Origin of the sequence: Leptolyngbya sp. AS-A5 (genome assembly GCF_039962495.1) — a bacterium.
Taxonomy (GTDB): domain Bacteria; phylum Cyanobacteriota; class Cyanobacteriia; order Leptolyngbyales; family Leptolyngbyaceae; genus Leptolyngbya.
Genome location: NZ_JAMPLL010000008.1, coordinates 12390 through 27281, shown reverse-complemented (window position 1 = coordinate 27281; position 14892 = coordinate 12390). Strand labels below are relative to the sequence as shown.

Here is a 14892-nt window from a genome sequence, read left to right as displayed (position 1 = left end):
ACCAAAGCGAATATAGACCAAAAAGAGGGTGAGATTAAACTCGACCCTCTTTTGCTTGGTTTTACGCTTCAGCGTCGGCTTCTTGCTGCTTGCGGTATTTGAGTGCGATCGCGCTTACGAGAGCCAAAGCTGCGATCGTGCCGGGTTCTGGGACTTTCGTAGGCTTTGGTGTAGGAGGTTTAGGCGACGTGGGTGGGCTGACTGGGGGCGTAGTCGGTTGATCACCTGGTGGGGTTCCGTCGATCGGCTTGTCAAACAGTGGAGGCGGAGGTGTGACCGTGGTTGGTGGTGGAGGTGTCACAGTCGTCGGCGGTGGAGGTGTCACAGTCGTCGGCGGTGGGGGGGTGACCGTGGTTGGTGGTGGAGGTGTTACAGTCGTAACTGACGTTCCGCGACCTGTACCACTCTCACCATTAAAGCCTAGAGATTTGCTATCAATGCTCTGATAGCGAACGCCAAAATTGCTCAGACTCAGCGTGTTAACATTACCGCTCAACGCAAGCGAGAAGCTAAACGTGCCTTTATCGAAGGTTCCGGGCAGCGAAGTGCTGTTGTTCACACCACCACTGGTTCCACCTTGACAGGTATTACCATTCGTAAAGCAAACCCCGACATTACCAAATTGATTTGGGAAAGCACCGTTGAGATGAGCGTCGCCAAATAAACCACTGGTACTTGCATTTATAAGCGTTGCTGAGGTATTGAAGCCCAGTGCTGAAACACGAGAGAAGATATCACCACCAGTGGTGTTATCCAGCAAAACATCGAACCTTGCGATCGTGTTTCCACCTTGAGATGTAAATCCCTGGAAGGTGAAGTCTGCAAACGAGGTCATTCCGTTCACGGTTTTAGTGTCAACGTTACCGTCAAAGTTGATCCGGAAGATTTTCCCCAGATCTGCTAATCCAACCGTGAAAGAACTGGTGGATGGCGTTGCGCTTTGAGTGGGTGCCGTAGTCTGGGTTGAGGTAGTGTTGCTTTGTGCAAATGCTGGATTAGCAGCAAGCAACAAGCCTAAACTCGCAACCCCAGAACAGAGCGTCAAAATTGCAAAAGACAAGTTTTTAAACATCTGCGTGGTTTTAGACGATATGTATAAGCTATTGCATCGGACTGCCAGAAGAGCATGATACTTCTGCGGACTTAAGAAACTCTTTAAAGAGTCAGTTAAGTCAGTATTATTACGGTAAATTTTGTATAAGGCTAATTCAATTTGTGATTGAGCAGGACAGAATTTGCTGGATTCTTAGTAAACATAAATAGAAATAGATGAAATTATTTTGTGTATCTCCGTATTTCTGCGGAAAGCAGGAATAGAACTGAGAAGAGTACGGGGCTCGATTCAAGCATCAAGAGTACCGGAATTTTACTGAGGGCGGTTTGCAGAAGTGTAGCGATCCATTTTGCCCGAATGCACTTCAAAACGCTCCCGTAATTTCAGCATTGCCGAAGTTTTGGTTCTCGACATAATGGTTGCTTGTTCTGATGCCGTAGGTCGAGGATATGCTGGCGATCGTCCAATCTATAACCGCTCTCAAGCCGATAAAAACGTTCCTGATCGGTGTATGCTGCATCGCCTTAATTTTCATGGGCTTACCGCTTGCCGCGCAAACCCCACCGGAAATTAACCAACTTAAGCAGCAGCAGCAGCAACTCGACCAGCAGCGATCGTACGTCCAGAAAGAACGCGAAAAATTGCAGCGCCAAGAGCGATCGGCGCAAAAGAATCTCACAGGCATTCGTCGAAACATCCAAGTGACGACCGCTCAGATCCAAACGACTGAAGCACAACTCAGCAACGCCAATCGAGTGCTGAAAAAATTAGAAGCCGATTTGAGTAAAGCGGAAAACAGCTATCAGCAGAGACAATCTGCCACCGTTTCACGGCTGCGATTTCTGCAACGCCAGCAGAGGAGTAGCGGTTGGGCAGTTTTGCTGCAAAGTGAAAATCTCAATGATTTTCTCGATCGCCGATTTCGTCTCAAGCAGATTTACAAGAACGATCGCAAAACTCTAGCCGATCTGCAAACCGCAGCCGAAAAAGTCGATCGTCAGCGTCAACAAGTTGAACAGCAAAAGAACAACATCGTGATAATTAGCCAACAATTGATGGCGCAAAAGTCCGAGTTTGAGCAGCAGGCAGACTCTCAGAAGCAAGTCGTCGATCGGCTCAGAACCAATCGCCGCGCTCTCGAAGCCGCAGAAGCCCAACTTGAACAAGACTCGAAAAGCATTGGAGAATTGATTCAAAGACGCATTGCCGAAGAACGCGCCAGAAATGGAATTGTGATTTTAGGAACGGGGCAATTTAACTTACCGAGTGAAGGCCCGATTACTAGCCCATTTGGCTATCGAATGCACCCAATTTTGGGCTATCAGCGCTTTCATGCAGGATTGGACTTTGGAGCGGATTATGGTGCGCCGATCTTAGCTGCCGATCGTGGCGTAGTCATCTTTGCGGGCTGGTATGGCGGGTATGGAAACTCGGTGATTCTGGATCACGGAAACGGAATTACAACGATGTATGCCCATGCTCAGGAACTCTATGTATCAGACGGGCAAACCGTAGAACGTGGAAAAGCGATCGCTGCAACTGGCTCGACCGGACTATCGACAGGCCCCCACCTGCATTTTGAGGTGCGAAAAGATGGAGAACCTGTCGATCCGATGAACTATCTCTGAGCGATATCCACGTCGCCCTTGCCCGTGAGAAACTGGAAGGCGCGACTCGCTTCGGGAATCGAGAGCAGGAACGATGCGATCGAACACAGCGTCGCGACTTGACAGTAGGCGCAGAAGGCTTCGTTATCACGCCATTCAATCCGAGCTAAGCGTAGTGCAAAGATCGAATCCATCAAGGTTTTGCCTGACATTGCGATCGGCAACCAGGGTGCATCTTTTGCTCGATTGGCGGTGCCTGCTCCAGCTAACAATGCAGTGATCGAATAGTTCACCAGCATAAAGAAGCCATCAGGTGTATCCAAAACGCTGTAAGCATAATCGGAGGCATCCACTTTATTAGAATCAATCCCTGGAAGCGGCAAGTCTGGTAGTTCCTTGACTGCACCGATTTGATAGAGCGAAACAGCTTCTGCCATCGTTGCACCGAGTACAGATAGTCCAGTGATTAATCGACGGCGGGATAGGTCAGGATTGTCGCCTCTACGCAATTCAAGGCTCAGTTCTCTCGGTTCCATCTCAAAGATTCTCCTTAGTTTGTAAGAATGCCTTGAATCAACGTATTGGATTCAATGGCGCGGTTAGGTTGGGATAAATTGCGTGAGTTCAACAGCAAAAATTGGCTTCGGTTACGGCTTCTTGCCCCCTAAATCTCCCACAAGTGGGGGACTTTGAAGGTTGAAATTCCTGGCTCGAAGTCCCCCATTCATGGGGGATTTAGGGGGCAAGAAGCCGCTCAAACCGAAGCAAGAAACTCCGTCAAACTAACGTTAAATGATTGCGATCGGGGTGAGCGTAAATGCTCGTATTTCACAACGGTATTCACAATCAAAATCGGGGTCGTCTAACCATCGGAAGGCATCTGATCAAGACAATAAAAAAAGCGCCCGATCGAGTCGATCGAGCGCTTTACCGTAGACTCAGTTTGAATCTATACAGATTTAGGCTTGAACAATCCGCCGAGTTTTTCACCCACAGATGCGATCGCACTTTGCACCGCATTCGCAACACCCGGAGTCGGACGCACCGCTAATTGAATCTCTTCGTCTTTGAATTCTTTTAGCCGATAGCCATATTCCAGTGAATCTCGCTCTTTGCGGAGCGCGGGAAATAATCGGAATGCACCTTTGAGCAGTTCTTCTTCGTTCGCAAAAATAGCGTCATCAATTTGAGACGATCGTTTGACTGCGATCGCGCCGATCGGGAACCACTGAAGCTTCTTTTTCCCCTGGACTCGGAGGTAAATTTCATACTCTGGTAACCCTTGCGATTTGAAATTATCAAACTGCTTCGAGGCTTGAGCGCGTTTGTCGGTTCCCGTAGACTTTTTCTTTTCTTTGTGAACCTTTTTACCGAATCCAGGAGAGCTTGTCATAATCGCAGTGCAGAAATGTCTATTAACAAAAGTTTACGACATTTTAAGAATGAATGGGGATCAGACTGCACCAAGTAGGCTTGCCATCAGTGCTTTCTGAGCGTGCATCCGGTTTTCCGCCTGAGCCCAGACTTTCGATTGCTTGCCTTCGATCGCTTCATGGGTGATTTCCTCGCCTCGGTGCGCCGGGAGACAGTGCAGCACGATCGCGTCTTTGTCGGCATAGCTCATCAGTTGATCGTTTACCTGATAGGGCTGAAAAATCGGAATTCGACTGGCTGCGAGATCTTCTTGTCCCATGCTTGCCCACACATCGGTATAAATCACATGAGCGCCTTTGGCGGCAGCGATCGGATCTTCAGTTAACAGCACTTCGGATTGACCATTGGCAATCTTTTCGGTCAGTTCGACAATTTCGCTCAAGGGTTGGTAGCCCTTGGGAGTTGCAACTCGGACATTCATTCCCACCAGCGCACACCCAATCATCAGCGAGTGCGCAACGTTATTTCCGTCACCGACATAGGTTAGGGTCAAGCCAGAAAGCGTCGAAAAGGTTTCTTGAATAGTTTGGAGATCTGCCAGGATTTGACACGGATGCTCTAGATCCGTCAGAGCATTAATTACGGGGATTTCCATCTCCTTCGCAAAGGTTTCGAGGTCGGATTGCTCGAAGGTGCGAATCGCGAGGATATCAAGATAGCGATCGAGGACTCTGGCGGTATCTGCGATCGGTTCTCCCCGGCTGACTTGAGTGGCGTTCAGTGGTAAATCGAGTACCTGTCCGCCTAAGTGATACATCGCACTTGAGAAGCTGACACGGGTTCGAGTAGAGGCTTTATAAAACAACAAACCCAACACAGGGGGATGTCCGTTGACGGTCACACGCGGGTTTAATTTTCCTGATTTTAACTGCGCGGCGATGTCTAACAGTTCCATCACTTCATCCGTGCTGAGATCTGACAATTTCAATAAATCTCGTCCTTTTAGTGATCCCATGTGCTTCTCCAAAAAAATAAAAATCGCTCCCTACTCAAGCGTAAAGGAGCGTTGTTTTACCCAGCGTAGCAAATCTATCCGATCGAGCAAATAATCAATGCTTTATCCCTGTTTCAGTTGCAGAACTAATTTCTGCCATTGCGCCAAAATCGCTGGATCAGAAGGCTGACCCTGCACCATCATCACCACGCCATCTTCAACTTGGCGCACACCGTACTGATTCTCGTTGACCAGCTTCTCCAGTAGCGGTAAGGTTCTGGCGAGGTATGCTTGACTATCTTTGAACGCTTTGCTGTATTCCTTCAGTTGCCAGAGATCTGCGATCGCATAATCGACCCGAACCTTTTGTCGGCGATCGTCATAGATCTCCAAGGTTGGAAGGCGGACGATGATCCGACGGGTCGAAAGCTGCGGCACAAGATAGGTCGTCGTGCTAACACTCACATTGTCTGGAACATTGCGAATCACGTTATAGATATGGCTTGCGTGTTCCCATTGACGCGGCAGTGGCACAAACACCCAAGGACGCACCGAATCTGGAATCATAAACGAAAAAGCTCGATGCGGATTTCCGCTCACCATAAATAACAGCGATAGCACAATGCACACTTTCCACCATCGACGGAACTTGGCGGTAAACCAGTGTGGATGGCGCTCCCACCACAGAATCGCACCATAAAACACACCCGGAACCACAGCGACAGCATATCGCAGCGTCACCGAGAGCGCAGTCTGTCCGGTTTGAGCAAAGATCGCAATCAACGGAAACGCTGAGAGAATCCAAGCCGCTCCCGATACCGCAGGCACAAGCGCTAACGCCGCCCACTGCCCCGCAAGATAGTTAATGCGACGATCGATCGGCAGCAGCAAATATTGCGCCAGCCGGAGCGGATGCGTGACCATGCCCCAAAGCACTTGCAAGGTCGTGGGCTGATCCGTATCTACAAACTGTCTAAATCGATTGGCTAAATACAATCGTGAAACATCCGATGAAAACTGCGGTTGAATCACATTCGTCACGAACGCGACATAGCCAAAACTGAGAATGCAGAGCGCAATGCCAATCCCCGGATGCCGCCGACTCAGCATCAAATACACGCCAATACCAAACAGGATAATCCCTGCATCTTCCCGAACGCCCAGCGCCAAGACCGCACAGATCCAAAACCAAAGCCAGTTTTTTTTCTCCAGTGCCAGAAGTGTTCCAAACGTAAACAATGGAATCTGGCAGTGTTCGTAGAAGTTCGCAACGGTTGAACCCACGGCTGGAATCGCTGTGTAATAACTGGCAGTAATCCAGACCGATAACTGTTCTGATAATCGCTGTCGTGCTAGTGCATATAGCAGCAATCCGCCCACGGTCATCAATCCCACTTGCAACACAATTAATGTAATCGGATGAGGAAAGAGGGCGTACAACGGAAGCCAGAGCAGGAAAGTTAAAACGACATGCTGCCCTAGATGAATAAAAGATACAATTGGAGTTACACCGTCTTCGAGTGAAGCAATGGAATTTGCAGACGTGAGTGAACTCTGAAACCAACGCCCGTGTAGGTTATTCCAGAATAGCTGATTGAAAAGTCCTTGATCGTAAGAGGTATAAAACGAGAAATAACGGTTGAGCGAAATTGCTAGGACGATCGTAAAAAATACGATCGCAAGCATGAGCGCTCGTCGCAATCCTACTTGATGGCGATCCGGGACGATTCGCTTCAAAATCCTCATTTCAACGCCTGCCAGTCCTTGGTCAATACTTCGCCCCATCGTGCCGCCAAACTAACTTGAGTAAAGGGCACTTCAATCGATTGATCGCCCAAATCAAACGCAAGTGCGATCGTTTTTCCCTTAGTGGGTGGCGCATTGAGATCAACGGCTTCACCGTTTACCAGCAGTCGAATATTTTGCACAGATTCTAATGAAAAAGTATCGGTTTCGGTCACTGCTTTGCGGGTTGCTTTGCCGACCGTTAGTGTATCTTCTTTTTGTCCCAAAACTGAGTAAATATCGTATTTCGCTCGTCCAAACGGTTCTGCCCAACGGCGGTAGGTTTCTAAGGTTTGATATTCATTCCAGCCTGCATACGCTAATCCAATAAATGCTGCCAATAACGGCAACCATAACAACCCGTGAATCATAATTTTGAAGGCGCACGATCGACAGTTTCCATCGTGCCATAGCTTTATTGTTCTAAACACACGAGAACAGCAGTATCGGCTATGGTTGGAGTGCAAGTAGGATTTTGGCTTCTATTATGAGAAAGCTCCTGATCATCGCCCTCTGTCTTGTGGGATTGGGTTGGGCGATCGTGCAGTTTCCCGGTTTAGCCACTCAAGGCACTTATGATCGCATCATTCTCGATTTCCGCGATGACCTCGCCAACACTGAGATTCAATCTCAGATTGATGCGATCGCGCAAAATTACCACGTCCGCCCTCAATTAAATAGTCAATTTTCACAACTCGAACATCTTTATACGGTTGAAGGCGACAAATCGCTGTTAGACAAACTGAAAAAATCCAATTTGAAGCGATACACCGAAGCGATCGAGCCGGATTATATCTATCGCATTCCCCAAGGTGAAACGCCGAAAGCAGTTCGTTCAAACTCTGAACCAAAGCTCTCCGCTCTAGCGCCCAACGATCCGATGTACAGCCAACAATGGAACTTGCACAACATTGGCATCGAATCAGGCTGGACAGAAACGAAAGGACGGGGTGTAACGGTTGCAGTGATTGATACCGGAGTCTCGAAGGTTCCCGATTTAGAGCAGACTAACTTTGTTACAGGCTACGATTTTGTGAACGATAGCGACAATGCCGAAGACGATAACGGACATGGAACTCACGTTGCAGGCACGATCGCACAGTCCACAAACAATAACTTTGGCGTTGCCGGAATTGCTTACGAAGCAAACATTATGCCGCTCAAGGTTCTGAGTTCTTTTGGCGGTGGAACCGTTGCAGACATTGCGGAAGCCATTCGATTTGCAGCAGATAACAAAGCTGATGTGATCAACCTCAGTTTGGGTGGCGGTGGTGAAAGTTCAGTGCTGAAAGATGCGATCGACTATGCTCACGGTAAAGGGGTCGTGGTCGTCGCGGCGGCGGGAAATTCCAGCAGCAATGCGGCAGATTATCCAGCGCGGTATCCTCACGCGATCGCGGTGGCAGCATTAGATGCCTCTGGAGAAAAAGCGCCTTATTCTAACTTTGGTGCCGGGGTGGATATTGCTGCTCCGGGTGGCTCAACCGCTCAAGGTGAAGCAGGCGGCATTCTGCAAAATACGCTGAATCCCCAAACGGGTGAATCTGTGTTCGCAGCCTTTCAAGGAACGAGCATGGCGGCTCCGCATGTTGCGGGAGTGGCAGCTTTGATCAAAGCTGCAGGAGTCACCGAACCCGATGAAGTGTTAGCCGTTATGAAGCAATCCGCTCGCAAAGTTGAATCTGATGAACTAAATCATTTTGGAGCCGGAAAGCTGGATGCTTCGGCAGCAGTCAAACTCGCGCTACACGGCAAGATTACGTTTAACGATTTTTGGCGCTGGCTGCGGGACAATGGCTATCTGAATCCGCGCTTCTGGATCGATGGTGGAGTCGTAGGACTACTGCCAAAACTGGCAATGGTGCTTGGTTCTTATCTATTGGCATGGTTCTTGAAAGTGTACTTCCCGTTCAACTGGGGTTGGGCGATGTCGTCGGGATTGGTGGCTGGCAGTTCTGGGCTGTTCTTTCTCCGGGGACTGTACCGATTTGATATGCCGCAATTCCCATTCCGCATTCTGGGAAGTTCGCTGCCTGAACTGGGAAGCGCGATTCAAGCGAGTGGAGCGCTCAATCCGATTTCTGCCAGTGTGCTGATTCCGTTTATGCTGCTTGCGTTATTGTTAGGACATTCTCAGGGAAGATTGTTTGCGATCGGCACGACGATCGGCGTGACGACTTTCTTGGGAATTAGCGCGATCGTTGATCCACAAGTCATGTGGCTCGGTGAGGGTTTCATCGGGAGAGCGTATTTGATTGTGAATGCACTACTCTGCTATGGGCTAGCGCGATTGGCTTTGAAAGCGGGAGAAAGAACAGTATGACCGTTACAGGAGTGATTCAGCGGAAAGGATTTGGCACGGGAGCTTGGGCGATCGATGCCGACAATGGCAAGTCTTACGAATTACACAAGCCCCCAGAAGAACTGCAACACGCAGGGCTAAAAGTCACCGTTGAAGGAGAAATTCGCGATGATGTGATGAGCTTTGCGATGATTGGACAGATTCTTGAAGTGAAACAGTTTCAGATTCTCTAAGCGACCGCCCGCTAAAGTGTAAACCTTAGCGGGCTTTTTATTATTCAAAAATAGTGATAAAAGACATGGCAGGATTTCAGCCGCTCCATACCAACAAACAAACCAATAAACAAGCGCGCCAAATCATCGATTCGCTGTATTTGGGATCGTAGCGATGCGATTAATCGCATCGCTACCGGAAAACCTACAATACGTGTGCAGCATTTACAAATCAAATTGAGATTTGAACTGGATTCGATGCGAGAAAATTCGCAAGCTACTTCACGTCTTGATCAATTGGAACTAGCTTATACAGCGTTTCACCAGTGGCGGCAGTGGGCGAAGTAGTGGGCACATTGACAACTCGCTGTGCCGGGGGTGCTTTAACATCATTGGCGATCGCTTTCACTGCGTTAACCGCGTTCATCACAGTCTTCACAGTTTCATTCACACCATCTGCGGTTTGTCTAACCGTACTCACTGTGTTTTTCACAGTATGACTCACACTGGTCGTCACACTATTAACTGCCTCATTGACATCTGTGGTAGAACCATTAATGTTCTCGGCAACATCATTGACCGCATCCCCAATCTGTTGCACAGCATCATTGAGATTGTCTGCCGTAGACCTTGCCGTTTCCCCCACACCTCTAATTGTTTGATTGATCCGCCTTGTTGCCTCTGGAGTCAGAAGCGACGCAGCAAGACCTCCCAATATAGCCCCGATCGAGGCTCCGATCACAATCTTCGTTAAGCCGTTCCCGTTCCCCGATGGACTAGCGGATGCATGGCTAGAACCATTAACCGGAGGAGTTGCTGTTATTAAAAACTCATTGCTATTTGCCACGATCGCATGTCTCCTGATTGACTGACTTCGATCTTCTGCTTACTCTCTCCGCTCAAAAGATTCGTAGAAAGCGTCAACCGGATCGACTTCTGCGTTTTGTTCCATCGTCGGGTAAGTGTAGGACTGTTCTGTTTGAATGTCCACTGGCTGATCGACATCCATCTCGACTGATTTTGCAGACATTTCGCGATCGATCACAGATTCTCCAGTTGAAGACTGTGTAGCATAAGCAGCATTATCGATCGTTTGGCTTGTTGCTTGTCCGGTTTGGTCGATCGCATTAGCAGTGGTCGAAGCCGCTTGTTGTGTTCCTTTGCTTACCGCTTGTCCAGTTTGGTCGATCGCGTTAGCAGTGGTCGAAGCCGCTTGTTGTGTTCCTTTGCTTACCGCTTGTCCGGTTTGAGAGACAGCATTAGCAGTGGTCGAAGCGGCTTGCTGTACTCCTTGGCTCACGGCTTGTCCGGTTTGCTGAATCACATCCGCAGTCGTTGAAACAGCTTGTTGCGCCCCTTGGCTTACTGCTTGTCCGGTTTGCTGAATCACATCCGCCGTTCCAGATGCAACTTGTTGAACGCCATGTGCCACGTTATGTGCAGCCTCAGATGTTCCTCCTACAACTGCATAGCTCACACCGTCTCCAATACTTTGTGCCGCTTCTCCAATGCCTTTTGCAGTGGTCCCCAATCCTTCCCCGATCGTACCCAGTGCTTTACCAAAGCCTTTAGAGGCGCGGTTAAAGCCTTCAGATACTTTTCGACCGGCTAACAGCCCAATCGATGCTCCAATTAGCGCACCAACTAACGCTCTTGAGAGGGGTGAACCTAGGCTAGAGCTATCAGATTTCACTTCTGGCTTGTAGTCAGTCGAAGCGGGTGTTTTAGCCTCCATGTTAACTGAGGTCGGATAGCTCTGTGATTGAGGGGTTGATGTCGGATAGCTCTGTGATTGGGGAGTTGATGTTGATTGCTGTGGATAGTTCGTTTGATTGGTAGTAAACTGATCTTCCTGAAGCATGGCTCTTTTCCCTGGTTAAAATTTTGCTGACTGATGAGTGATTAAATAGTCATCTACAGCAAAGCTAGCGAGTTCACTTTAGGACTAAATGCCCCCAAAGACAGACTTACAGCAAAGTGCAATCAAACAAATCTTCGGAGATTAGATTGTGACTAATCTCCGAAGAACGATAGGAATTTTAGAGTGAAGCTATTGCATTACACCAATGCGGGTTCCGGTAAAGCGCCTTGCATCCGGCTTAACCAGTCAATTAAGTTCGTGAGCTGTTGATCAGCACTGAGCGCACCTAAACCGCGAACCGTAACTTTTCCAGGCGTGAAAACGAAGCGCGATCGCAGATGCTCCGGTAGATTCTCCTTCAGCAAATTCCAAGCTGGTTCTTCCATCGGAGTTTCCAAAATAACGTGCTGCTTACCCTCGGGTTTAATTCGAGAGAAACCAAGCTTTTTAGCGATTTGCTTCAGTTCCATGACTCTAAGAAGCTGTTGAGCCGCGATCGGGATTTGACCATAAAGATCATTCCAGTCGGCTGCGACTTGCACCAATTCAGCTTTTGATTGTGCCGCCGCGACCGCACGATAAGCACCCATTTTCTGATCTAAGTCTGGAATATAATCGGCAGGAATAAACGCTGTGAGACTGAGATCAATCTGCGTATCATCGACTTGCGGAATTTCTTGACCGCGGATTTCCTGGATTGCTTCCTGCAGCATTTCCATATACAGATCAAAGCCGATCGCATCCATCTGTCCGGATTGTTCTGCACCGAGTAAGTTACCCACTCCTCGGATTTCCATGTCTCGCATGGCTAACTGATAGCCCGATCCAAGTTGAGTAAACTCTTGCAAAGCGCGGAGCCGTTGACGGGCTGCATCTGAAAGTTGATGTTGTTTCGGATAAAACAACCATGCGTGTGCTTGAATGCCTGCACGTCCGACTCGACCACGCAACTGATAAAGCTGCGACAAACCGAACTTCTGAGCATCTTCGATTAGAATCGTGTTGACTCTGGGAATGTCTAAGCCGGATTCGATGATTGTCGTACAGAGCAGAACATCAGCTTCACCTCCTCCGAAAGTTAGCATCACGGATTCAAGCTCAGATTCGGGCATCTGACCATGCGCGATCTCAATTCTCACGCCTGGGATCATCTCCCGAATGCGAGCGGAGATTTCCTCAATTCCTTCGACACGCGGCACAACGTAGAAGATTTGACCCCCGCGATCGAGTTCTTGGCGGATTGCCGATCGCACCATTTCACCATCGTAGGGTGATAGATGAGTTTTAATGGGACGACGAGAAGGCGGCGGTGTGGTAATTAAGCTCATTTCCCGCACACCGGAAAGAGCCATGTATAAAGTTCTCGGAATCGGAGTTGCACTGAGCGTGAGAACATCAACTTGAGTCTTCAGAGATTTAATTTTCTCTTTTTGATTAACTCCGAATCGTTGTTCTTCATCAACTACCAACAATCCTAAATCTTTGAATGCAACACCTTTACCTAAGAGCTGGTGTGTTCCGACTACAATATCCAGTTCTCCAGTAATCATGCGGCGCTGAATGTCTTTGCGCTCTTCAGCCGTGCGGAACCGATTGAGCAATCCAACTTGAATCGGGTAGGGTGCAAAGCGTTCTTTGAGGGTGTGATAGTGCTGTTGGGTCAGAATTGTTGTGGGAGCGAGTAATGCAACTTGTTTTCCAGCGGTGACTGCTTTGAAAATGGCTCGGATGGCGACTTCAGTTTTACCAAAGCCCACGTCACCGCAAACTAAGCGATCCATTGGTCGATCGCTCTCCATATCCACCTTGACATCTTGAACTGCTTTTAACTGATCCGGTGTGGGCTGATACGGGAAAGAATCTTCCATTTCCTGCTGCCACGGCATATCAGACGGATAGGTAAATCCTTGTTGCTGTGCCCGTTGTGCATAGAGTTGCAACAGGTCAACCGCAACCTTTTTAACTGCTTTACGAACTTTGCTCTTGGTTTTTTCCCAAGCTTTGCTCGACATTTTGTTTAGTTCAGGTTTCGCATCTCCCACACCGCGAAAACGGGAGAGTGAACCTAACTGATCGGCTGCAACTCTTAACAATCCATCTGCATACTTCAGAACTAAGTATTCACGAGTTTCATTGTTAATCGTTAAGCTTTCAAGCTTGAGAAACTGTCCAATTCCATGACTTTTATGAACAACGAAGTCCCCAGGCTGTAACTTATTTGGATCAACTTGTTTCGATGCAGCACGACGACGCTTACGAACATAAGTCGGTGTTGCTAAGGTTTGCTGTCCGAAGAACTCTTTATCGGTAACAATAACAATGCGAAAGGTTGGTAAGACAAATCCTTCAAGTTCCGCTAAGCCAGAGTATTTAAGAGCAACTGGAATATGCTGCGTTTGGAGCTTGTCGATCGCCAGAAAATCCTTCTGATTCGGAACAAACTGCGCGGGGCAATCATGCTCTTGCAGCAATGCCACTGATCGCGAAGGTTGCGCCGAAACCAGCCAAATTGCAAAGTTACGATCGCGCTCTTGCCGCAAGGTTTCCGCCAGTCTTGCAAATTGATGCGGAATCGCTGGAACTGGACGACAAGCCAGATTTAAGCCATTCTTTTCTTCAGCAAGTTCATTTAGGGTAATGCGATCGAACCGTTCAGCTTCAATCAAAGCAGACTCTAAGGTTCGGTGAATTTTCGGCAAGGTGGGTTTGACTTCTTGCCATTGTTCTTCGACGTGTTCGACCCAACGATTGCTATGTGCCTGAGTCATTTCAGGTTCATCGATCGCGATGATTGTATTGCTAGATAGATAATCTAATAAAGATGCGGGACGATCGAACGCTAACCCTAAAAAGCGACGCATTCCCTCAATGGCTACGCCCTCTGCAAAGCGCTCTTGATCTTCGGGCGAAAGATATTCAAGAACAGTCTCATCTAATGCAGATTGAATGATCGGACTAAAGCTAGTTGGTGTTAAAGTGACTTGCGTAACGCGATCGAGCGATCGTTGTGTTCCTGGATCAAACTCGCGAATCTGATCTAACTCATCCCCGAATAGCTCTATTCGCACCGGTAATTCTGCTGCAACCGGAAACACATCAATAATGTCTCCGCGTCGGCTCCATTGTCCTTCGGTTTCAACTAAGTTCGATCGTTCATAGCCCAACTTCGCTAACGTATCGCTCAACTGTCCGAGGTTGATTTCTTTGCCCTTCTCCAGCGTCACGAAGTAGGGCGTAAACGCTTCAGGCGGCGGCAAATGCGGCTGAAGGGCGCGTTCGGTCGCGACGATCGCTGTTTTTCCCGTTCCCTTCACCAAATCCGCCAGCGTTTGCAACTGTCCCCAAGTCATCTCTGCTTCAGGATCAAACGGCTCATACGGAGACGATTCCGAAGTCGGATAGAAGTGTACCGTATCCCAGCCCATCGCATCCATCTGAGCGCTCCAGCGCCCCGCCTCCTCCAGGGTTGCCGTAATCACTAAGAGTGGTCGATCGCTTGCCTGTGCCAGCGTTGACGCGACAATCCCTTTGGCTAAACGAGATAAGCCACTGAGATGCAGCGTCGAATGTTGCTTGAGTTTGCTGAGCAGTTCCGTGGTGAGCGGCGATCGACCGAGTGCGCGGGTAATCGAAGAAAAAGCCATGTCGGACAGAAGATCTTAATGGGTCTTTACATTCTATCGAATTGAGTTTCTGCTGACAG

The 14892-nt window shown here is 48.6% G+C and carries 13 protein-coding genes; 3 read left to right on the top strand and 10 right to left on the bottom strand.

What is annotated here, in order from left to right:
* Positions 1-61: 61 nt before the first annotated feature.
* Both NC980_RS11875 and NC980_RS11870 read right to left on the bottom strand, forming a co-directional pair.
* Complete coding sequence (locus NC980_RS11875) at positions 62-1072, bottom strand: cistern family PEP-CTERM protein (protein ID WP_190375214.1); 1011 nt, start codon at positions 1070-1072, stop codon at positions 62-64.
* Between the two features lie 346 nt (positions 1073-1418).
* Positions 1419-1589 (bottom strand): hypothetical protein, encoded by a 171-nt coding sequence (locus NC980_RS11870; protein ID WP_348253927.1) that lies wholly within the window; start codon positions 1587-1589, stop codon positions 1419-1421.
* Here NC980_RS11870 and NC980_RS11865 point away from each other — a divergent pair.
* Complete coding sequence (locus NC980_RS11865) at positions 1588-2682, top strand: peptidoglycan DD-metalloendopeptidase family protein (RefSeq protein WP_242026522.1); 1095 nt, start codon at positions 1588-1590, stop codon at positions 2680-2682. The two genes, NC980_RS11870 and NC980_RS11865, sit on opposite strands and share 2 nt — an antisense overlap.
* Here NC980_RS11865 and NC980_RS11860 read toward each other — a convergent pair.
* From NC980_RS11860 to NC980_RS11840, 5 genes are all read right to left on the bottom strand, one after another.
* Positions 2673-3197 (bottom strand): vitamin K epoxide reductase family protein, encoded by a 525-nt coding sequence (locus tag NC980_RS11860; protein ID WP_190375212.1) that lies wholly within the window; start codon positions 3195-3197, stop codon positions 2673-2675. The two genes, NC980_RS11865 and NC980_RS11860, sit on opposite strands and share 10 nt — an antisense overlap.
* 413 nt (positions 3198-3610) lie before the next feature.
* Entirely contained in the window at positions 3611-4054 is a 444-nt protein-coding gene (locus NC980_RS11855) for an HHL1-like protein (protein ID WP_190375211.1), read from the bottom strand.
* A gap of 60 nt (positions 4055-4114) precedes the next feature.
* Complete coding sequence (argF, locus tag NC980_RS11850) at positions 4115-5050, bottom strand: ornithine carbamoyltransferase (RefSeq protein WP_190375210.1); 936 nt, start codon at positions 5048-5050, stop codon at positions 4115-4117.
* 102 nt (positions 5051-5152) lie between these two features.
* Positions 5153-6814: a DUF2079 domain-containing protein gene (locus tag NC980_RS11845; RefSeq protein WP_242026521.1), complete on the bottom strand. Its 1662-nt coding sequence runs from the start codon at positions 6812-6814 to the stop codon at positions 5153-5155.
* Positions 6772-7185, bottom strand: coding sequence for a hypothetical protein (locus NC980_RS11840; protein ID WP_190375209.1), 414 nt, complete (start codon positions 7183-7185; stop codon positions 6772-6774). Before NC980_RS11840 ends, NC980_RS11845 begins: the two co-directional genes overlap by 43 nt.
* A 116-nt stretch (positions 7186-7301) precedes the next feature.
* Between NC980_RS11840 and NC980_RS11835 the strand changes: the two genes are divergently transcribed.
* Complete coding sequence (locus NC980_RS11835) at positions 7302-9137, top strand: DUF5942 domain-containing protein (RefSeq protein ID WP_190375208.1); 1836 nt, start codon at positions 7302-7304, stop codon at positions 9135-9137.
* Positions 9134-9349, top strand: coding sequence for a hypothetical protein (locus NC980_RS11830; RefSeq protein ID WP_190375207.1), 216 nt, complete (start codon positions 9134-9136; stop codon positions 9347-9349). The genes NC980_RS11835 and NC980_RS11830 overlap by 4 nt, the downstream gene beginning before the upstream one ends.
* Before the next feature lie 256 nt (positions 9350-9605).
* Here NC980_RS11830 and NC980_RS11825 read toward each other — a convergent pair whose 3' ends face one another.
* From NC980_RS11825 to mfd, 3 genes are all read right to left on the bottom strand, one after another.
* On the bottom strand, positions 9606-10175 hold the full coding sequence (locus tag NC980_RS11825; protein WP_190375206.1) for a YtxH domain-containing protein: 570 nt from the start codon (positions 10173-10175) through the stop codon (positions 9606-9608).
* A 39-nt stretch (positions 10176-10214) separates the two neighbouring features.
* Positions 10215-11189, bottom strand: coding sequence for a hypothetical protein (locus NC980_RS11820; protein ID WP_190375205.1), 975 nt, complete (start codon positions 11187-11189; stop codon positions 10215-10217).
* 197 nt (positions 11190-11386) lie between these two features.
* The gene (gene mfd / locus NC980_RS11815; RefSeq protein ID WP_190375204.1) at positions 11387-14833 is read right to left on the bottom strand and encodes a transcription-repair coupling factor; all 3447 of its coding nucleotides are present in this window, start codon (positions 14831-14833) and stop codon (positions 11387-11389) included.
* Positions 14834-14892 lie beyond the last annotated feature (59 nt).